Raw genomic sequence first — 19916 nt, 5'->3', positions numbered from 1 at the left:
CGTATCGACCCCCGTCTACCGACCCATGTACCGACCTCCGGAGGCCGCCATGACCCGCCGTACCGACAACCATCCCGACCTCACCCGACCCGACGTCGGCGCTCCTCTCTTCAGTACCTGGCGGGTGGGCACGCCCGAGCGGCAGCGGCTGACCGTCGAGGCCATCGCGCGGACCTGGGCCCGTCGGCCCTGGCCCGCGGCCGGTCTCCTCGGTTACCACGTCTACACCGGGCACGACGGCACCACCCTGCTGCACCACTCCCAGTGGGCGGGCGAGCAGGCGTTCGACGCCTTTGTGAAGGTGCACCGGCAGGAGCGTGTCGACGAGATCGACACCGCCGTGCCCGGCATCGAACGGGTGCGCCTCGACCGGTACCGCCACTACCGCAGCGGTGTCCGGGAGGACCGTCCCGTCCGGGTGCCGGGATGTGTCGTGATCGTCGACATCGAGTTCGAGGGGCCCGACCCGGACCGGCAGCGCGCCTGGGTCGACGCCGTCTTCGAGGCGCTGGAGAGCGAGCCCGCCCTGCATCCCGGCGGGATCTCCGCCCACTTCCACCTGAGCACCGACGGCACGAGGGTCCTCAACTACGCCGAGTGGGAGAGCGCCCAGGCGCACATCGACGCCCTGGCCGGGCCGGGGCAGGGGATCGGCTCGCCCAGTGCCCTGTGGGAGCGCGTTCAAGGCTGGCCGGGGCTGAAGGGGAGCACGGTCGGCCGGTACGAGCACGCCCTCGGCCTCGTACCCGAGTGACAGGGCGGGGCAAGGTCATCGAACCGACAACCTGAACCGTCTGGACAAATAAAGTTGTCGGTGAGACGGTGGACCCATGCTGGATGTGACCGTGATCGAGGACCCCGAGGCCGCAGCCGTCTCACTGGACCCCATAAGGGCCCGGCTGCTCGCCGAGCTGGCGGCCGGCCCCGCGTCCGCCGCCATGCTGGCCGGCCAGGTCGGACTGCCCCGGCAGAAGGTGAACTACCACCTGAAGGCGCTGGAGCGGCACGGTCTGGTGGAGCTGGCAGGTGAGCGCCGCAAGGGCAACGTCACCGAACGGCTGATGCGGGCGACGGCCGCGTCGTACGTCATCTCGCCGCTCGCGCTGGCCGCCGTGCAGCCGGACCCGGATCGATTCCGGGACCAGCTCTCCGCGCGCTGGCTGCTCGCGCTCGGCGCTCGGCTGGTGCGGGACGTCGGCCAGTTGATCACCGGCGCGGCGAAGGCCCGCAAGGGGCTCGCCACCTATGCGCTGGACGGCGAGGTGCGTTTTGCCTCGGCAGCCGAACGGGCCGCGTTCATCCAGGAGTTGACGGCAGGAGTGAGCGCGCTGATCCGCAGGTACGACCACCCCGACGCCGAGGGCGGCCGGGACCACCGGATCGTCGTGGCCGTCCATCCCACGCTCAAGAAGACCGATTCGCCATAACCAGGAGCCCACCATGTCCGAGGAAACGGCCAAGGAAATGTCCAAGGAATTCGAGATCGCCCGCGAGTTCGAGGTCGACGCCACTCCGGAGGAGGTGTGGGCGGCGATCACCACGGGCACCGGAGGGTATCTGTGGCCGATGGAGCCGCCGGAGCCCCGGGTCGGCGGGAAGGGGCCCTTCGGGTCCGCCGTCACCGCCTGGGACCCGCCGCATCGCTACACCAACCGTGTCGAGGACGTCGGGGGCATCTCCGAACAGACGCTCAACCAGCTCGACTACACCGTCGAGCCCCGCGACGGCGGCCGGCGGGCCTGGGTGCGGTACGTGCACAGCGGGATCTTCGTCGACGACTGGGACAACCAGTACGACGGTGCCGCCAGGCACACCGACTTCTACCTGCACACCCTGCGCGAGTACCTGGTCCACTTCGCGCCGAAGCCGGCCGCCTTCGCCACCTTCGACGGGCCCGAGGCGTCGAAGGCCGCGGACGCCCTCGCCGTCGTCGCACGGGCCCTCGGCCTCGGGGACGACGTGGGCGCGGGTGCACGGGTGAAGGTCACCGGGCCCGACGCGTTCGACGCCGTGGTCGACTTCCGCGACCCGTACTTCATCGGGCTGCGGACGGACCGGGGTCTCACCCGTGTGTTCGGACGCAACCACTGGGGCCATCCGGTCGGGATCTCCCTGCACGACTTCGCGCCGGACCCCGAGATCCAGGAGTGCGAAGCCGCCTGGCAGGGCTGGCTGAACGGGGTGTTCAGCCAGCCCTGACCACCACCGCCGGTTACGGCTGGAACCGCAGCACCTGCGGGTCGTGGTCGCTGATCTGGTCGTTGAACTCCGAGTTGATGTGCACGCTGTCGTACGCGAAGTCGCAGGACCGCCGGATCGACGGGCTGACCAGGATCTGGTCGAGGACCTGCGCGTTGCCCTGGTAGACGTACGAGTAACGCTCGCTCTTCGGCAGCGACTTGATCGCCGACCAGAGGGCGCCGTCGCTCTCCAGGATCCTGGCGGTGCCGGAGAACTCGAAGTCGTTGATGTCACCGAGGGTGATGACGTCCGCGTCCTTCTGTGCGGCCAGGATGTCCTTGACGAACGCGTTCACCGCGGTCGCCTGGGCGTGCCGCTGGGTCTCCGAGCTGCGCACCGGGGGCTGGTACTGCGAGGTCAGCCCCTGGTCACCGCCCTTGGAGTTCAGGTGGTTGGCGATCACGAAGACCGTCCTGCCACGGAAGGTGAACTCGCCGGCCAGCGGCTTGCGGCTGTTGGCCCAGGCGGTGTTCGCCGGGTCGACGCGGCCGGGGGAGAGCGTCAGCGCGGCCTTGCCGTGCTTCTTGGTGACCCCGACGGCGCTCGTCGCGTCGCCGCCCGCGCGGTCGGTGAAGGACACCCGCTGCGGGTTGAACAGGAACACCTGGCGGATGTTGCCGCCCGGCTCGCCGCCGTCGGCGTTGTCCACCGGGTCGATGGACCGCCAGTCGTACGCCGGGCCGCCGGCCGCGACGATCGCGTCGATCAGCTTGGTCACCGTCTGGTCGGCGGCGACCGTACCGTCGTTCTTCGCGCCGTTGTTGTCCTGGATCTCCTCCAGGGACACGATGTCGGGCGACTGGAGGTTGTGCACGATCGCGGAGGCGTGCTCCTCGAAGCTGGCGTCGGTCGGGTCGAGGTTCTCGACGTTGTACGTCGCGACCGCGAGCTCGCCCTTCTTCTGCTTCTGGGTGGTCTCGCGCGCCAGACCGGCGCTCTTCAGCGTGCCGATCCGGTTGGCGACCAGCGTGTAGCCGCCGAACTGGTTGTAGTCCAGCGGGCCCGCGGTACTGCCGCTGAGGACGTCACCGACGTTCGCGGTCGGGAAGTCGGCGGTCGCGCCCAGGGACTGGATCTGCAGCCGGCCGGTGTTCTGCGCGTCGTAGGCGCCGTAGACCGTGCCACCGCGGCGGTTGGTGTTCTCACGCGGCTTCACCGTGACCCACAGCTCGGTGTACGGGTCGGTGGCACCGACCACCCGGGCGTCGGCGACCTGGACGTTCATGCCCTCCAGGGACTCGTAGTAGTCCAGGGCGTACTTCTTCGGCCGCAGCGTCAGCCCGTTGACCGAGCCGCTCGCGGCGGTGTCGCCGGCCGGGGCGTAGGCGCTCGGCACCGACCTGGCGCTGACGACGGTGGCGGCCGGGACCGCGTTGCCGCTGGAGACGACGGTCACCGTCGGGCGCACGATTTCGGTCAACGCCTGGTTGCCGGAGGTGGCCCCGCCCGGGACGTACTCCGAGACCGTGCCGGAGACGGTCACCGCGTCGCCGACCGCGACCTTGGGGACGGAACTGGTGAAGACGAAGACGCCCTCGCTGGTCGCGGGGTCGGCGTCCGGCTTCGGGTCCTGGATCCAGAAGCCTCTGGAGGAGCCGTAGGTGCGCACACCGGTGACGATTCCGGTCACGTCCGTGACCGCCTGACCGGCGTAGGGGGATATCCGGGTCGGGCCCTGGACGTCATGGACGCTCACCGCGGCCGCGTGCGCGGGCGAGGTGAGGACAAGGGTGGAGGCCGCGGAACAGGCGGCGGCGACGGTGAGCGCGGCGAGGCGCACGGAAGACTTGCTCGGCAACGGGATCCCTCCGGGGACGTACATGGGCGCCGGGACGAGGGTGGAACGTGGAACCGGACAACCGGACGAGGATGGAACGTGGAACCGTGGGAGCCGCGACCTGTGGGGCGGTGGCGACGCGCGTAGAAAGTACAGTGAACAGATGTCCGCCGGGTTTCTACGCGCGTCAATCTCGTGCCTGGTCACGCCACTTGTCAAGGTTTCAGCCACGTACACCTCCCCGCCGGGAGATGAACCGGGCGGCATGGGTCCAAATCCGTCTAGGCTGAGCGGCTGAGTGGTATCACGCACGCGCCTAGGAGAACCAGCCGATGTCAGACAGCTCGCCCCTGCCGCCGGTGCGGCTGCACCCCGAAGCGGAGCTGGCGCGGGACGCCCTGTCCACGCCGCTGCTGTCACGGGCCGCGCGAATCGCCCGCTGGGCCGGACCCGAGACCCGGATCGACGCCGGTGGCGGGCTCGTGGAGGAACAGCTGCCGGCCGCAGCCGAGCTTCTCGGACTGACCGGGGACGACGCGGCGGCGTACGCGAGCGAGGCCTGGCGGATCGCCGTCGACACCGGCCTCGTCGAGGTCGTCGACGAGGAGGCCGGCACCGTCACCCCGGGCGAGGACCTCGCCCTGCTCACCGGCGGCGCCCCGCACGACGTGCTCGCCGTCTGGCTGACCGCGCTGGAGACCGTGCTCGCCGACGCGAGCGTGCCGGACCTGGACGACCTGGCCGGCGCGGTGGACGCGAGCGGTGAGATCGACCTCTCGTCCCTGGACTGGGACCCCGAGGCCGAGGCCGAGTTCCTGGACGGCGTGCTCGGCAACCTCTACCTCCTCACCGTCGGCGAGGACGGACCGGGCGAGGCGCCCGTGCCGCTGCCCGCGCTGGCCGCCTCGATGATCGTCCCCAGCGACATGGGCGAGCCCACCAACGACGTGCTGGAGCAGGTCTCCGACGCGATGATGCGGCTCGACGACCAGTTCCGGCTGCTGGACCCGGTGGGCCTGGTGGCGTACCAGCCCGTCGACGAGGCGCTGATGGCCGACGCCGACGAGGAGCCCGCCGCCCCGGTCGACGACACCGACGTCTCCCGCTACGGCATGGTCCGCCTCACCCCCCTCGGCCTGTACGGCCTCAGGGCGCGGCTCCTGGAGGCCGGGTTCGAGGCGCCCGCCGTCGGTGACCTCGCCGACAAGGGGGCCGACGCGCTGCTCGACGGCACGGCCGTCTTCCCGCCGGCCGCCGCCCAGGCCGAGACCGAGCAGTGGCTCGCCCGCCGCGAATCCCTCGCCGCCGCACGGGAGTTGCTCGCCGCGGCACGGGGCCTGGACACCGGCGCCCCGCTCCGGCGACTGCGCTGCCAGCAGGCCCTGTCCCTGGTCGGCCCCGAGGCCGAGCCCGCCCTCCGTGAGGTCCTCGACGACCCGGAACTCGGCGGCCTGGCGCGGGTCTGGCTGGCCGAGCGGGGCGCTTCGGACATCCCGGCGCCCTCCGAGGACCTGGTGTTCTGGCTGACCGTCGACACCCTCGCCGCCCAGCTCGCCGCCGAGGGCAACTCCGAGGAACTCCGCGGCCTCGTGGAGGGCCTGGCCCAGCAGCACAGCGGGTTCTTCACGGCCGCGTGGCGGGTCGACCACCCGGCCACGGCGGACGTCCTGGAGGCGATGGGGCGCCTGCACCCGGACAAGAGGATCGCGAAGGAAGCACGCAAGGCGGCGTTCAAGGCGCGGTCCCAGCAAGGCGGCTGAGGTGAAGGGTGTGCGGTCCCTGCGGTCGCTGCGGGATATGTACGGGGGGCCGACGGGGTCTCGGTGAGGTCCGGTCTCCTGCGCCGGTGGGGACGAGGGCCGATACGTACTGGGGTCGGTGTGTACCGGCGTCGGTGTGTGCCGGGGCCATGGGTACCGGGTCGGTGGGTGCGGGTTCACGGAAGCGGGCCCGGTGAGGTCGCCCGGTGTTCAACCGGCGTTCAGGCATGGGCGGGAGGGTGGCGCGGACCGAGGTCCGCGCCACCCTCCACGGCACACCCACCGTCACAGGAGACACCATGTCGCTCACCCGCAGGGACTTCGCCAGAAAATCCGCGATCACCGGTGCGGGTGTCGCACTGGCGGGCAGCGTCGGCGCCCTCGCCACCGCGCCGAACGCCCTCGCGGCCACCGAGACCGAGAGCGCCGAGGAGTCGGCGGACATCCACGGCGGCGTCGGCTACGGACCGCTGCTCCCCGACCCGAAGGGCATCCTCGCGCTGCCCGCCGGGTTCAGGTACCGCATCCTCACCCACAGCGGGAAGACCAAGCTGGAGTCGGGCGAGTTCACGCCGTCCCACCACGACGGCACGGCCGCCTTCGACGGCCCGCGCGGCACCACCCTGCTGGTCAACAACCACGAACTCGCCGGCCCCCGGGCGCAGTGGCCGCACCCGGTACCGCTGACCGAGGGCCTCGTCTACGACCCCGCCGCGTCCGGTGGCTGCACGGTCGTCGAGGTCCACCAGGACCACCGCTCGGTCGCCGAATGGGTCGGCATCGCCGGCACCGCCACCAACTGCGCGGGCGGCAGCACCCCTTGGAACACCTGGCTCACCTGCGAGGAGACCGAGGACAAGGCCGGCTCCAACGGCATGACCAAGGACCACGGCTACGTCTTCGAGGTCGACCCGGTAGACCACCGCGCCAACAGGAACCCCAAGCCCGTCAAGGCGCTCGGCCGCTACGCCCACGAGGCCGTCGTCGTCGACCCCAAGCGCGGCCACCTCTACCTGACGGAGGACGCGGCCGGCCCGAACGGCCTCCTGTACCGCTGGACCCCGCCGGAACACTTCCACCACGGCCGCGGCAGGCTGCGCACCCTCGCCGACGACGCGGGCGTCCTCCAGGCCTTCAAGTGCTTCGACTCCGGCGGCAAGTTCGTCGACGACCTCTCCCGCGCCACGAAGATCGGCACGGTCTACGGCGTCGACTGGGTGGACGTCCCCGACCGCGACGCGAGGACGGTGTCCGTCCGCAAGCAGTTCACCGACGGCCAGGTCACCCGGGCCCGCAAGCTCGAAGGCATGTGGTGGGGCGACGGCGGCACCTACGTCGTCTCCTCGTTCGCCCGCACCGAGAGCCCCGTCCAGCACGACGGAGCGGTCTGGTTCTACGACCCCAAGCGCCGCACGCTGACCCTGAAGGTCCTCATCGGCGTCAACCCCGACCCCTCCGAGGACGGCCCCTTCGACGGCCCCGACAACATCACCGTCTCCCCCTACGGCGGTCTCGTCATCGCCGAGGACGGCGAGGGAATCCAGCACCTGTTCGGCGCGACCGACCGCGGCCGCACCTACCCCATCGCCCGCAACGAACTCAACGCCGGAACCGAAGAGGACCCGGAATACAGCGAGTTCACGGGGGTCACGTTCTCGCCGGACGGAAAGACGTTGTTCGCCAACATCCAGACGCCCGGAATCATGCTGGCCATCACCGGGCCGTGGCGGCGACAGAAGCGGTAGGGCGGAGGCGGGATTTAATTCGCTCGCCCGGCACGCGGCCACGCTCCTAAAGTGATGCATGTCCAGGTGCGAAGGCAGGACCTACTTCCACTTCTCATGGGGAGGCCGCGGGTTCGAATCCCGCCACCGGTACAGCAGGCCGGTGTAGCTCAGCGGCCAGAGCACCTTGTCGGTTCCGCCGGCCTCGATCTCTGGACACACAACTTCACGCACCTCCCGGTGCGACGGCAGCGGCTCCTTCTCTTCCAAAGAATCCAGGCCGCAGCCGACTTGATCTCGGGAGGCGCAGCTCATGGGTGGGTGCCCGGTGCGCAGGCAGCGGATACTTCAGGGACCTGGTCAGAAATGGTGCGGGTTCGAATCCCGTCATCGGCCCAGGGCCGATGTGGCGGAAAGGGAAGACGCGCCAGGTGTGTTCTCCGTCGCCGATTCCGATCTCGGGCTCCCTCCCTTTGCTGTGTCTCCCTCCGAAAAGGCAGTGAATTCGGGGGGATTCCTCATGACCCGCTTCAACACCAAGGCCACCAAGGCCCAGTCCACCTCGCGCGTCACCTCGACGGGCCGGGTGCTCCGTACCTTCGAGGGCGGCCGAGGCCGTGAGCGCGACGCGCGCTCCGAGCTCTTTCTGCTCGCCCTCTCCCATTTCACGTCCCAGCGCACCTTCTACGAGACCGGTGCCGACCGCGACGACCGGTTCGCGCGGCTCGTCGGCGAGCTCGCCGTCACCGACCCGGAGTGGACCGCGGGCCTGCTCGGCTGGCTGCGCGGCGCGGGCAACGTCCGTACGGCCGCGGTCGTGGGCGCCGCCGAGTACGTCAAGGCGCGCCTCGACGCCGGTGCGAGCAGCTCACCCGGGCCCTCGAACCGGCAGGTCGTGGACTCCGTGCTGCGCCGGCCCGACGAGCCCGGTGAACTGCTCGCCTACTGGACCGCGATGCATGGCCGTAACGTGCCCAAGCCGGTCAAGCGCGGCATCGCCGACGCCGTACGCCGGCTCTACGGCGGCGCGTCGCTGCTGAAGTACGACACCGCCTCGAAGGGGTACCGCTTCGGCGACATCCTCAACCTGGTGCACGCGGTGCCGGACCCGGACAAGCCGTGGCAGGGCGAGCTGTTCCGGTACGCCCTCGACCGTCGGCACAACCCGGAGACGGCCGTCCCGCCCACGTCGAACCGCGTCCTGACCGCGCACCGCGCGCTGATGGCGCTGCCCGTCGAGGAGCGGCGCGCGGTGGTGACGTCGGACGGCGGGGCGGAGCGGCTCGCGGCGGCCGGGATGACGTGGGAGGCGCTGGCGGGCTGGCTGCAGGGGCCGATGGACAAGGCGGCCTGGGAGGCGGTCATTCCGTCCATGGGGGCGATGGCCCTGACCCGCAACCTGCGGAACTTCGACGAGGCCGGGGTCTCGGACGAGGTGGCCGCCCGGGTCGCGGCGAAGATCAGCGACCCCGCCGAGGTGGCGCGCTCGCGGCAGTTCCCCTTCCGGTACCTCGCCGCGTACCGGCACGCGCCGTCGCTGCGCTGGTCGTACCCGCTGGAGCAGGCGCTCGGCCACTCGCTGGCGAACGTGCCCGCGCTGCCCGGCCGGACGCTGGTGCTCGTCGACCGTTCGGGCTCGATGTTCCACTCGCGGCTCTCGGACCGCTCGGAGCTCGACCGGGCCGACGCGGCGGCGGTCTTCGGCACGGCGCTCGCGCTGCGGGCGGCGGACGCGGATCTCGTCGAGTTCGGGACCGGCAGCAACCGGATCCGGTACCGCCGGGGCGAGTCGGTGCTGAAGATCCTCGGCCGCTTCGGCGACCTGGGCGGCACCGACACCACGGAGGCGGTGCGCCGGCACTACAAGAAGCACGACCGGGTGCTGCTCGTCACCGACGAGCAGTACGCGTACAGCCGGTACGGCGACCCGACCGAACAGATCCCGGCCGGTGTGCCGGTCTACACCTGGAACCTCGCCGGGTACCGGGCGGGCCACGGCCCGTCGGGCAAGGGGAACAGGCACACCTTCGGCGGCCTCTCGGACGCGGCCTTCCGGATGGTGCCCCTGCTCGAAGCGGCCCGGGACGCCGACTGGCCGTGGGCGGCCTGACGTCCACCGTCTGGGCGCCCACGGCATGACGTGAGGCCCGTCGCAGGGGGCCCGCACTTCGGTGCGGGCCCCTCTTGTGCGCCCGGGCCATTGATATCTAACATTTCAGTTCATGGACGCCATCCGGCCCGTCGGCCGCACCCTGCTCCGGGACCGTGCCTGTGAAGCCATCCGGGACGCCATCGTCGCCGGGGAGATCGCACCCGGCGAGGTGGTGCGCGACGCCGAGCTCGCCGAGCGGCTCGGGCTGTCCCGGGCGCCGGTGCGGGAGGCGTTCTCGCGGCTGGTCGACGAGGGGCTGCTGGAGAGCAAGCCGCAGAGCTACACCCGGGTGACCCCGGTGGTGGCCGCCGAGGTGCGCGATGCCGCCGCCGTGGTGGGGGCCATGCACGAGCTGGCCACCCGGGTCGCCGTGCCCCGGCTGTTCGCCGCCGACGTCGAGGCGATGCGCGCGGCCAACGAGCGGTTCGCGACCGCCGTCGACGCGGGGGACGTGGACACCGCCCTGCGGGCCGACGACGACCTGCACGACGTCCTCGTCCGGGTCAGCGGCAACCGCGCCGCCGCCGCCACCGCCGCCCGCTACACCCCCCTCATCCGCCGGCTGGAGCGACGGCGCTTCGGCGAGGGCGGCACCTGCCGTTCGGCCGGTCTGCACGACCGGCTGATCGAGGCCTGCGCGAGGGGCGACGTGGACGCCGCGGTCCGTGTCACCGCGGAGATCTGGCGAGGGCTGGCCGAACTCGCCGACACCGACTAGACCCCGGAGGACCCATGTCCCTCTCCTCGTACGACCGTTACCCCCTCCTCTTCGGGCCGTCGCCCGTGCACCCCCTGGAGCGGCTCACCGCCCACCTCGGCGGCGCCTCCCTCTGGGCCAAACGCGAGGACTGCAACTCCGGTGTCGCGTACGGCGGGAACAAGACGCGCAAGCTGGAGTACCTGGTCGCCGACGCCCTCGCGCAGGGCTGCGACACCCTCGTCTCCATCGGCGGGGTGCAGTCGAACCACACCCGCCAGGTCGCCGCCTGTGCCGCCCGCGCCGGTCTCAAGTGCGTCCTGGTGCAGGAGAGTTGGGTGGAGTGGCCGGACTCCGTCTACGACAAGGTCGGCAACATCCTGATCAGCCGGCTCGCCGGAGCCGACGTACGGCTGGTGAAGGCCGGCTTCGGCATCGGGTTCAAGGAGAGCTGGGAGCAGGTGCTGCGGGAGGTCGAGGAGCGCGGCGGAAAGCCGTACGCCATTCCCGCCGGCGCCTCCGACCACCCCTACGGCGGGCTCGGGTTCGCCGGCTGGGCCTACGAGGTGGCCGAGCAGGAGCGGGACCTCGGCGTCTTCTTCGACACCGTCGTCGTCTGCTCGGTGACCGGGTCCACCCAGGCCGGCATGGTCGCCGGGTTCCGCGCGCTGGAGGAGGCGGGCGGACGGACCCGCCGGGTGATCGGCGTCGACGGGTCGGCGGCGCCCGCCCGGACCCGTGAGCAGATCGCCCGGATCGCCCACAGCACCGGTCAACTCATCGGCGTGGAGAAGGAGTTGACGGTCGCGGACGTCGAGCTGGACGAGCGGTATCACGCGGGCACGTACGGGATCCCCGACGAGACCACGCTGGACGCGATGCGGCTCGCGGCCCGCACCGAGGGCATGGTCACCGACCCGGTGTACGAGGGGAAGTCGATGGCCGGGATGGTCGACCTGGTGGCGCGCGGCGAGATCGGGCGGGACTCCACCGTGCTCTACGCCCACCTGGGCGGGCAGCCCGCGCTCAACGCGTACAGCGCGCTGTTCTAGAGCCGTCTCCGCGAGGGCAGCTCCGGAGCGTCTGTTCTCGGCGGTCCGGGGCGGCTCCGTCCGCGGCGGGCCCCGCGGTCCTCTCCACGGCAGGTCGTGGCCGCACGCCCGGATCATGTTCCCGTGATGGCCGGATACAGTGCACAGCGTGTGGGCCGACGACCAGCAGCGGGATGCGCGTACCGACCAGCCCGACGGCCCTCGCCGCCGAGCCACGATCCACGATGTCGCCCGGCTGTCCGGGGTCTCGCGGCAGACGGTCTCCCGGGCGGTCAACGACAAGGGCGAGATCGATCCCGCCACGAAGGAACGGGTGCTGCAGGCGGCCCGCCTGCTCGACTACCGGCCCAGCCGGTTCGCGCGGGGGCTCGTCCAGAAGGGGACCGTGACGGCGGGCCTGGTGATCCCGGATCTGATGAACCCGTTCTTCCCCGAGGTCGCCGCCGGTGTGCTGGAGGCCGCCGAACAGCGCGGCTGGCAGGTGGTGGTGTGTGACACCCGCACCGACGACGCCAGGGAGCGGGAGGCCCTCGACGTGCTGTCCCACCAGGCGGACGCGGTCGTGGGCTACTTCAAGAACCGGGACGACGTCCTCGCCCGGCACCTCGGCGGGGTGCCCCTGGTGCTGCTGGAACGCGGCCCGCAGCAGACCCGGTTCGCGGCCGTGGGGATCGACGCCGCCGCCGGTGTGGAGCAGGGTGTCGCCCATCTGGTCCGGGCCGGGCACCGCCGGATCGGCATGCTGGACGGCGACCGGCTCGACGCCCCCGGGCCGCGACGGGAGGCCTTCCTCGCCGAGGTCCACCGGCACGGACTCCCTGTCGACGAGAGCTGGGTCGTGATGTGCTCCGAGCACAGCGTCGCCGGCGGCGAGCGGGGTGCGGAGCAACTGCTCGACGCCCGGCCCGAGGTCACCGCGGTCTTCGGCTTCAACGACCTGATCGCCATCGGGGCGATGCGCGCCGCCCGCCGCCGCGGCCGGCGGGTACCCGAGGACCTGGCCGTCCTCGGCTTCGACGGACTCTCGCTGGGCGAACTCGTCGACCCGGCCCTGACCACCCTGCACCTCGACAAGCGACAGCTCGGACGGCTGGCCGTCGAGCAGGTGGCCCGGCTGCGCGCCGGGCAGGAACCTCTCGGCGGTGCGGACGCGTGGGTGCGGCCCGAACTGGTGGTGCGGGCCTCCGCCTGACCTCCACGGCACCGCCCGCGTCTGTCGACACCTCGTCCGGAACATCGTCACCCGCACGTCCCTTGACAGTGCTTTTCGGCCGCCCCGATACTCGACGGCAACGTTCACGTGAACGTTCACGGAGCCCCACACGCTGTCGGACCGAGCTCGGGACCCTGATCCGACATCGTTGTCATCACCCTTTCTCCCCCCTCCCGCGAGGCCGCGTCCTTTCCGGCCGAGCGGTGTCCGGAAAGTGAGTGCGAGCCGATGGAACACCGAACGATGTCCCGCAGACGCCTGCTGGGGGCCTCCCTCGGCGGAGCGGGCGGTGCCCTGCTGGGGCTGTCGGGCTGCGGGGCGGGCAGCGGCTCGGCCTCCGCGGGGACCGATCACCTCAGCATCTGGTACTGGAACGGGGCGCTGAGCGACAAGCTGCTCGCCACCGCCGCGCGCGGCGTTCCCGGCGTGCCCGGACTGAAGGTCGAGGGGGCGCCGATCGCCGGCGACTACAAGTCGAAGGTGCGCACCAGTATGGCGGCCCGCGCCTTCGTGCCGGACCTGGCGTGCGTGAACTCCGGCATCGGCGAGTTCTTCCCGGACGAGCAGGAGTTCCTCGATCTGAAGGAGCTCGGCGCGGACGCGCTGGAGGACCAGTACCTGGACTGGAAGTGGAAGAGCGGCATCACGCCCTCGGGCCGGATGATCGGCTTCCCGCTCGACGCCGGCCCCACCGCGCTCTACTACCGCAGGGAACTCTTCGAGAAGGCCGGTCTGCCCACCGAGCCGGCGGAGGTCGCCGAGGCCACCTCGACCTGGGACAAGTACCTCGCCGTCGGCAGGACCCTCAAGGCGAAGGCGCCCGGTCACCCCTTCCTGGTCTCCCAGATCAGCTACGTCTTCCGGATGGTCCTGTACCAGAGCTCGAAGCAGTTCGTCGACGCCGACAACCGCTTCATCGGCGACCAGGACCACGTCAAACACGCCTGGGACATGGCTGTCGAGACGTATCGCCAGGGGCTCAGCGCCAAGGTCCTGGACAGCACCCCCGACTACAACTCGGCCATCAGCCGCGGCCGGGTCGCCACGATCCTGAACGCGGTGTGGGCCATCAACGGGCTCAAGCAGACGGCGCCGAAGACCTCCGGGTCCTGGCGGCTGACCGCGATGCCCGCAGGGCCGACCAACTACGGGGGCTCCTACGTCGGCATCACCCGCTACTGCCGTGACCCGGAAGGGGCGTTCGCCTTCCTGAAGTGGATGTTCGGGCCCGCGAACCAGCTCAGGAGCTACCAGGAGATGGCGCTGTTCCCGACCACCCCGGCCGCCTACGACAAGCCCGCGATGCGCGAGGCCGACCCCTTCTTCGGCGGGCAGATCCCCGTCGACGTCTTCGGCCCGGCCGCCGAGAAGGCCCCGGTCATCTTCTTCAGCCCCTACGAGGCGACCGCCAACACCCCCGTCTTCCAGGAGCTGACCAACGTGGAAACGCTCGGCAAGAACCCCGACAAGGCGTGGCGCGACGCCATGAACGCCGCCGAGACCGCGCTGTCCCAGCGGGGGGTGAGCTGATGGCCACCGTCGCGGACGCGGCGCCGGTTCCCGCCGCCGAGAGAGGCGGGGAGACGGACGGTCGCGGTGCCGGCCAGGGCGCCCCGGGCGGCCGGTGGCGGCGCCATCTCCCGCCGTACCTCGCGATCTCCCCGTACTACCTGCTCTTCGCCGTCTTCGGCGCCTTCCCCGTGTTCTTCTCCCTGTACCTGTCCTTCCAGGACTGGGACGGCATCGGGGCCATGCGGTTCGTCGGGCTGCAGCAGTAGAACTGGCTGCTGCGCGACCCGGTGTTCTGGCACTCGATCCTCAACACCTTCGAGATCTGGTTCATGTCGACGGTGCCGATGCTGTTCCTGGCCCTGGTGCTCGCCTTCCTGCTGCACTCGCAGACGCGCTTCTCCGCCGCCTACCGGGTGGCGTACTTCATCCCCAACGTGACCTCGATGGTCGCCATGACCATCGTCTTCGGCTCGGTCTTCGCCCAGGCGGGCCTGGCCAACTCGCTGCTGCGCGCGGTCGGGGTGGACGGCGTCGGCTGGCTGACCTCGGCCCTCGGCATCAAGTCGGCGATCTCCGTCATGATCATCTGGCGCTGGGTCGGCTACAACGCCCTGATCTTCCTGGCCGGTCTGCAGGCCATCTCCACCGAGCAGTTCGAGGCCGCCCGGGTCGACGGGGCGAACAGCCGGCAGCTCCTCTTCCGGGTCGTGGTACCGCAGCTCCGGCCGGTGATCCTCTTCGCCGTCATCACGTCCACCATCAACGGACTGCAGATCTTCACCGAGTCCCAGGTGCTCTTCTACTCGGACGATCCGGGCACCACCGGCGGGCCGGGCCAGGAAGGTATGACCATCGTGCTCTATCTGTGGCAGAAGTCCTTCAACGACCTCCAGTTCGGGTACGGGGCGGCGATGGGCTGGCTCCTCTTCGCGATCATCGGGCTCTTCGCGATCATCAACTGGCGGCTGGTGTCGGGCTCCGACCGCGACGGCCGCCGTGGCATCTCCCTGCGCGGCAAGGGGGCCCGCAATGGCCGCTGAACCCACGTCCTCCCACGCCGGGCTCGCCATCGGCTCCGGAAGCAGGACGACCCGGATCGCCGTCCGGGTGGCACTGCTCCTCGGCGTGCTGGTGTCGATGTTCCCGTTCTACTGGCTGGTGGTGATGGCCTCCGTCACCACCCAGGACATCCTGAACTACCCGCCCAGGCTGGTCCCGGGCACGGAACTGCTGCACAACATGCGGGAGGTCGTCGACCGCATCGACTTCTTCACCTCGCTGTTCAACACGGTCGTGGTCGCCACGGCCGGCACGGTGCTGGTGCTGTTCTTCGACTCGCTGGCCGCGTTCGCCTTCGCCAAGTACGAGTTCCCGGGCAGGAAGTTCCTCTTCGGCACGCTGATGGCGACGTACATGATCCCCGCGCAGCTCTCGCTCGTGCCGCAGTTCGTCACCATGGCCGAGTTCGGCTGGGCCGGCACGCTCAAGGCGCTGGTCATTCCCGGTGCGGCCAACGCCTTCGGCATCTTCTGGATGCGTCAGTACGCGCAGAACTCGCTGCCCGACGAACTGCTCGACGCCGGGCGCATCGACGGCGCCGGCTTCTTCCGGCTGTACTGGCAGATCGCGGTCCCGCTCTTCCGGCCCGCGCTGGCGTTCCTCGGCATCTTCACCTTCATCAGCATCTGGAACGACTACATCTGGCCGCTGGTCGTCATGGTCAACCCGGACCGGGTCACGCTCCAGGTCGCCCTCGCCAACCTCAACGTCGCCTACAACACCGACTACGCCGTCGTCATGGCCGGCGCCCTGATGAGCGTCGTGCCGCTGATCGTCGTGTTCCTGTTCGGCGCCCGGCACTTCCTGCGGGACCTCGCCGCGGGGGCGACCAAGATGTGATCACCCCCGCGCCGGGTTCCCGTGCTAGGCGGCCCGTCGGGCGCCGGTGCGCAGGCTCTGGCCGAGCACATAGCCCGCCTGGAGGCGGGTCCTGGCGCCGAGGGCGTCCATGAGGTCGGCGATGCGCCGCTGGCAGGTGCGCAGCGAGATGTCGAGGCGCCGGGCGATCACCTTGTCCTCAAGGCCGTTCAGGAGCATGCGCAGGATGGACTCGTCGATCAGGGCGGAGGCGGAGCGCGCGCTGTCGTGGTCGTAGCGGCCGTCGAAGGGCCGGGCCTCGCCCCAGGCGCCGGTGAGCGTCTGCCACAGCGTCGCGACCACGGACGGTTCGTGGACGACGCTCAGGCCCGGCCCCCCGTCGGCGGGGATCACGGCGACCTCGGCGTCGACGACCAGCAGCCAGGTCGGAGGGGAGGCGGCGGTACGCACCTTCCCCCCGTGGGTGTGGAGCGCGTCCGCCCGCTCGCGTACCCGGACGTCGAAGCGCGCGGCCTCCGGCAGCAGCACCCTCAGGAGGCCGGGACGCGTCCCGGCGTACCGCGGCCACGGCCCCGTCTCCGGGTCCGTGGCCTGCTCGTCCCAGGGGTCCTCGGTGGGCAGGGACAGCAGGATCTCCCGCTTCGCCCCGGCGGTCACCGTGGCGAGGATCCCGCGGGCCGCCTGGGCGTCCTCGACGCGCTGCACGGAGGGCCGTTGCCGCTCTGTCGTGAGATGGGCCCGGTACAGCGGCACGAGGCTGTGCATCTGCTGCCGCAGCCGCTCCAGTTCGTTCGCCCGCTGCCGCAGGGCCTCGTCCTGCACGGCCAGCAACTGCTGGGAGGCGGACAGCGGGTCGACGGCCACATAGGCGTAGGTGCAGCCGTGCACCAGGTGCAGGAGCCGTAGCCGGACGAGGTCCTCGATGGCCGCGGCGGCCTCCCTCTCGGAGATGCCGAACTCTCGTACACACCCCTGGACATCGACGTATTCGCTCCGTAAGGCGAGCGTGTACACCTCGCTGGCCGACGTGCCTGCCAGAGGTACGTCCGGCAGTTCCGATATGCCCACGATGGTCATGGTGTGTGTCCCCCTCGTAATCGTGCCTGGCACAGGTCTGTGGCTGCCCTGTAGGGCGGCTCGCCGTTGATTCTCTCCAAGGGAGTGATCCCGCGCCGAGCAACGCGGCGCTTTGTTCATCGTTCGGCAACACCTCTTCTTGTCCCGCAACACCCGAGCAACACACGTCAGTTCGACGCGTCCGGTGCGCTCCACGGTGGGGCCGCGGCAGAGACATAGGAGATCCATGAGCATCCGTCAGCCCGACGGCCGTTCGACACGCCTCTGGTCCGACCTGGTTCCGGGCGCCGCGCTGTCGGGCACCCCCGACGCGCCGAGCGGCAACGTCCTGGGGCGGATCAGGTTCGCGGAGGCCCCCGCCGAGCCCGCGCTCGACGACGGCACCCCCCGCCTCACCACCCACCTGGCCAACGACCACGTCCGCCCCGCCGAGGAGATCTGGCGCACCGAGCTCCCCGTACGGTCCGGGGTCACCGGCGACGCCGTCCACGCCGAGGACGGCGAGCACCTGTTCTACGCCGCCCGGCTCGGCCCGCTGCCGGTGTACCGGGACCAGGTGCGCGAACTGTACGAGAACGCCCTGCGGTTCACCTGGGACCGCGGCTACACCGACCTGGTCCGCATGTGGAACCTCATCGGCGGCATCACCAGCCCGAACGCGGACGGCCTGGAGATCTACCGCGACTTCTGCGTCGGCCGGGCCGAGGCGTTCGCCACCTTCGAGGAACAGTTCCCCCAACTCCCCGCCGCCACCGGCATCGGCACCCTCAGCCCCGGCGTCGACCTCTGCTTCCTCGCCGCGAAGCCCGGCCGCGCCGTCCACCTGGAGAACCCCCGGCAGACCCCCGCCTACAAGTACCCCTCCACCTACGGCCCGAAGTCCCCGAGCTTCGCCCGGGCGACCTACCTCAGGGACACCGCGGGCCAGGGACCGGGCAGCCTCTTCGTCTCCGGCACGGCCAGCATCCTCGGCGACGACACCGTGCACGTGGGCGACGTCGCGCAGCAGACCGAGGAGACCCTCCGCAACATCGAGGCCCTCGTCAGCGGCGACAACCTCGGCCGGCACGGCGTCGACGCCGACGGGTACGACGTCAAGGACCTCGACCAGGTCAAGGTCTACGTCCGGGACGCCGAGGACGTTCCCGTCGTACGCGGCATCTGCGAGTCCGCGTTCCCCGGCGACACCGACATCGAGTACTTCAACGTCGCCGTCTGCCGGTCCGACCTGCTGGTGGAGATCGAGGGAGTGTGCCGGTGACCGAGATACTCACGCACACGACGACCGCCCCCGAGCAGCCCGCCCCGGCCGACGCCAACCTCGCCGTACGGCTGGAACACCTCGCCCACCGGAGCGGCTGGCTCGCCCGGACCGCGTACCTCCAGGGCACCCACCGCTACTCCTACGGCGAGGTGTACGACCAGGTCCGCCGCACCGCCGGCGCGCTGCGCGGACAGGGCGTCCGGCGCGGGGACCGGATCCTGCTCGCCCTGCCCGACGGCGTCTCCTTCGTGGTGACGTTCCTGGCCGCGCTGCGCATCGGCGCGGTCGCCGTACCGGTGAACACCTTCTTCCACGCCGACGAACTGCGCTCCAGCGAGGAGATCGCCGAAGCCGTACTGGTCGTCTCCGACGCCTCGCTGCGCGGGGAGTTCCGGGGCCGCACCGTGACCCCCAGGGAGCTGACGGACACCCCCGCACAGGCCCTCGCGGCCGACCCGGACGACACCCCGGAGCCCGTGGCGTCCGACGCCCCCGCCTTCGCCGTGTTCACCTCCGGCACCACGGGCAGGCCCCGCCTCTGCTTCCACGACCACGGCGACGCCTTCCACTTCGACCGGGCGATCGGCGGCGTCCTCGCCCTGCGCCAGGGCGAGGTCTGCTTCTCCGTGTCGCGGATGTACTTCGCCTACGGACTCGGCAACTCCGTCCTCCTCCCGCTGCAGCGCGGCTCCGCCGTCGTCCTGACCGCGCAACGGCCCGACGAGAGCACCGCCCTGTCGATCCTGCGCCGCCACGGCGTCAGCGTCCTCTACGCCCAACCCAGCTTCTACGCCCGGCTGCTGGCCCACCCCGACGCCGGCCTGCTGGGCCGGCTGCGCCTGGCGCTGGTCGCCGGCGAGACACTGCCCCGCCCGCTGGAGGACCGGCTGCGCCGCATCCTCGGGCCACGCCTGCTCAACATCTGCGGCACGAGCGAGATCGGCCACGCCGTCCTGGCCAACGGCCCCGAGGAGATCCAGCCCTACAGCCTCGGCCGGATCCTTCCCCCGTACGGCGTGCGGGTCGTCGACGACGCGGGCGACCCGCTGCCCGCCGGCCGGGTCGGACAGCTGCAGATCTCCGGCCCCACCATCGGCCCCGGCGTGAGGCTCGGCAGCCTGCCGCCCCTGCGGCTGGGCCCCGACGAGTGGTTCACGACCGGCGACGCCGCCCGCGTGGACGAGGACGGCCTGGTCTGGCTGTTCGGGCGCACGGACGACATCGAGATCGTCGCCGGCGCCAACGTCCACCCCACCGAGGTGGAGGACCTGATCACCGGGATCGCCGGAGTGCGCGAGGTGGCCGTGTGCGCGGTCCGCCGGCCCGGCGGGGTGACGAGCCTGCGGGCCTATGTCGTCCCCGAGCCCGGAGCGGACCGCGGCGACCGCCTGGCCAAGACGGTTCTCGCGACCGCCGAGGCCGCGCTGACCTGGTACAAGGTCCCCGAGGACGTCGAGTTCGTCGACGCGCTGCCGCGCAACAGCACAGGAAAGATCCTCCGTCGCGTCCTGCGCGGAGGGAACACGGAGGTTCCCGATGGTCCAGAGTGAGACGCCCCCCGCCGCCGAG

The 19916-nt window shown here is 71.1% G+C and carries 15 protein-coding genes and 1 pseudogene; 14 read left to right on the top strand and 2 right to left on the bottom strand.

Going from position 1 to position 19916, the window contains the following annotated elements; translation table 11 throughout:
* Positions 1 to 49 precede the first annotated feature (49 nt).
* From ACZ5VD_RS23595 to ACZ5VD_RS23585, 3 genes are all read left to right on the top strand, one after another.
* Complete coding sequence (locus tag ACZ5VD_RS23595; protein ID WP_468555054.1) at positions 50 to 754, top strand: antibiotic biosynthesis monooxygenase; 705 nt, start codon at positions 50 to 52, stop codon at positions 752 to 754.
* A gap of 76 nt (positions 755 to 830) precedes the next feature.
* Positions 831 to 1427: an ArsR/SmtB family transcription factor gene (locus ACZ5VD_RS23590; protein ID WP_468555053.1), complete on the top strand. Its 597-nt coding sequence runs from the start codon at positions 831 to 833 to the stop codon at positions 1425 to 1427.
* Between the two features lie 37 nt (positions 1428 to 1464).
* On the top strand, positions 1465 to 2199 hold the full coding sequence (locus ACZ5VD_RS23585) for an SRPBCC family protein (RefSeq protein WP_468555081.1): 735 nt from the start codon (positions 1465 to 1467) through the stop codon (positions 2197 to 2199).
* Positions 2200 to 2212: 13 nt separating this feature from the next.
* Here the strand turns inward: ACZ5VD_RS23585 and ACZ5VD_RS23580 are convergent, their stop codons facing one another.
* Positions 2213 to 4039 (bottom strand): endonuclease/exonuclease/phosphatase family protein, encoded by a 1827-nt coding sequence (locus ACZ5VD_RS23580; protein WP_468683182.1) that lies wholly within the window; start codon positions 4037 to 4039, stop codon positions 2213 to 2215.
* 311 nt (positions 4040 to 4350) lie between these two features.
* On the opposite strand from ACZ5VD_RS23580, the gene ACZ5VD_RS23575 reads away from it, so the two are divergent.
* The 9 genes and pseudogenes from ACZ5VD_RS23575 (at position 4351) to ACZ5VD_RS23535 (ending at position 16027) form a co-directional block, all read left to right on the top strand.
* Positions 4351 to 5778: a hypothetical protein gene (locus tag ACZ5VD_RS23575; RefSeq protein ID WP_468555051.1), complete on the top strand. Its 1428-nt coding sequence runs from the start codon at positions 4351 to 4353 to the stop codon at positions 5776 to 5778.
* 299 nt (positions 5779 to 6077) lie between these two features.
* Positions 6078 to 7523, top strand: coding sequence for an alkaline phosphatase PhoX (locus ACZ5VD_RS23570; RefSeq protein WP_468554471.1), 1446 nt, complete (start codon positions 6078 to 6080; stop codon positions 7521 to 7523).
* Positions 7524 to 8022: 499 nt separating this feature from the next.
* Positions 8023 to 9612, top strand: coding sequence for a TROVE domain-containing protein (locus tag ACZ5VD_RS23565; protein ID WP_468683179.1), 1590 nt, complete (start codon positions 8023 to 8025; stop codon positions 9610 to 9612).
* A gap of 112 nt (positions 9613 to 9724) precedes the next feature.
* Positions 9725 to 10372 (top strand): GntR family transcriptional regulator, encoded by a 648-nt coding sequence (locus tag ACZ5VD_RS23560; protein WP_468683178.1) that lies wholly within the window; start codon positions 9725 to 9727, stop codon positions 10370 to 10372.
* Positions 10373 to 10386: 14 nt separating this feature from the next.
* Positions 10387 to 11403, top strand: a complete 1017-nt coding sequence (locus tag ACZ5VD_RS23555; RefSeq protein ID WP_468683177.1) for a 1-aminocyclopropane-1-carboxylate deaminase — start codon at positions 10387 to 10389, stop codon at positions 11401 to 11403.
* A 148-nt stretch (positions 11404 to 11551) separates the two neighbouring features.
* On the top strand, positions 11552 to 12595 hold the full coding sequence (locus ACZ5VD_RS23550; protein ID WP_468683175.1) for a LacI family DNA-binding transcriptional regulator: 1044 nt from the start codon (positions 11552 to 11554) through the stop codon (positions 12593 to 12595).
* 264 nt (positions 12596 to 12859) lie between these two features.
* Entirely contained in the window at positions 12860 to 14146 is a 1287-nt protein-coding gene (locus tag ACZ5VD_RS23545) for an ABC transporter substrate-binding protein (protein WP_468554466.1), read from the top strand.
* Positions 14146 to 15168, top strand: a pseudogene (locus tag ACZ5VD_RS23540) (carbohydrate ABC transporter permease). Before ACZ5VD_RS23545 ends, ACZ5VD_RS23540 begins: the two are co-directional and overlap by 1 nt.
* A complete protein-coding gene (locus ACZ5VD_RS23535; RefSeq protein ID WP_468554464.1) occupies positions 15158 to 16027 on the top strand; it encodes a carbohydrate ABC transporter permease in 870 nt (289 codons plus the stop codon). The pseudogene ACZ5VD_RS23540 and the gene ACZ5VD_RS23535 overlap by 11 nt, the downstream one beginning before the upstream one ends.
* Positions 16028 to 16051: 24 nt before the next feature.
* Here ACZ5VD_RS23535 and ACZ5VD_RS23530 read toward each other — a convergent pair whose 3' ends face one another.
* On the bottom strand, positions 16052 to 17083 hold the full coding sequence (locus ACZ5VD_RS23530) for a LuxR family transcriptional regulator (RefSeq protein WP_468554463.1): 1032 nt from the start codon (positions 17081 to 17083) through the stop codon (positions 16052 to 16054).
* 226 nt (positions 17084 to 17309) lie between these two features.
* Between ACZ5VD_RS23530 and ACZ5VD_RS23525 the strand changes: the two genes are divergently transcribed.
* Together ACZ5VD_RS23525 and ACZ5VD_RS23520 are read left to right on the top strand one after the other, a co-directional pair.
* Positions 17310 to 18344: an FkbO/Hyg5 family chorismatase gene (locus ACZ5VD_RS23525; protein ID WP_468554462.1), complete on the top strand. Its 1035-nt coding sequence runs from the start codon at positions 17310 to 17312 to the stop codon at positions 18342 to 18344.
* Entirely contained in the window at positions 18341 to 19897 is a 1557-nt protein-coding gene (locus tag ACZ5VD_RS23520) for a class I adenylate-forming enzyme family protein (protein WP_468683173.1), read from the top strand. Before ACZ5VD_RS23525 ends, ACZ5VD_RS23520 begins: the two co-directional genes overlap by 4 nt.
* Positions 19898 to 19916 lie beyond the last annotated feature (19 nt).

The organism is Streptomyces sp. NPDC032822 (genome assembly GCF_055578825.1).
Note: the sequence above shows the minus strand (reverse complement) of the source record. Positions and strands in the feature narration are given on the sequence as shown.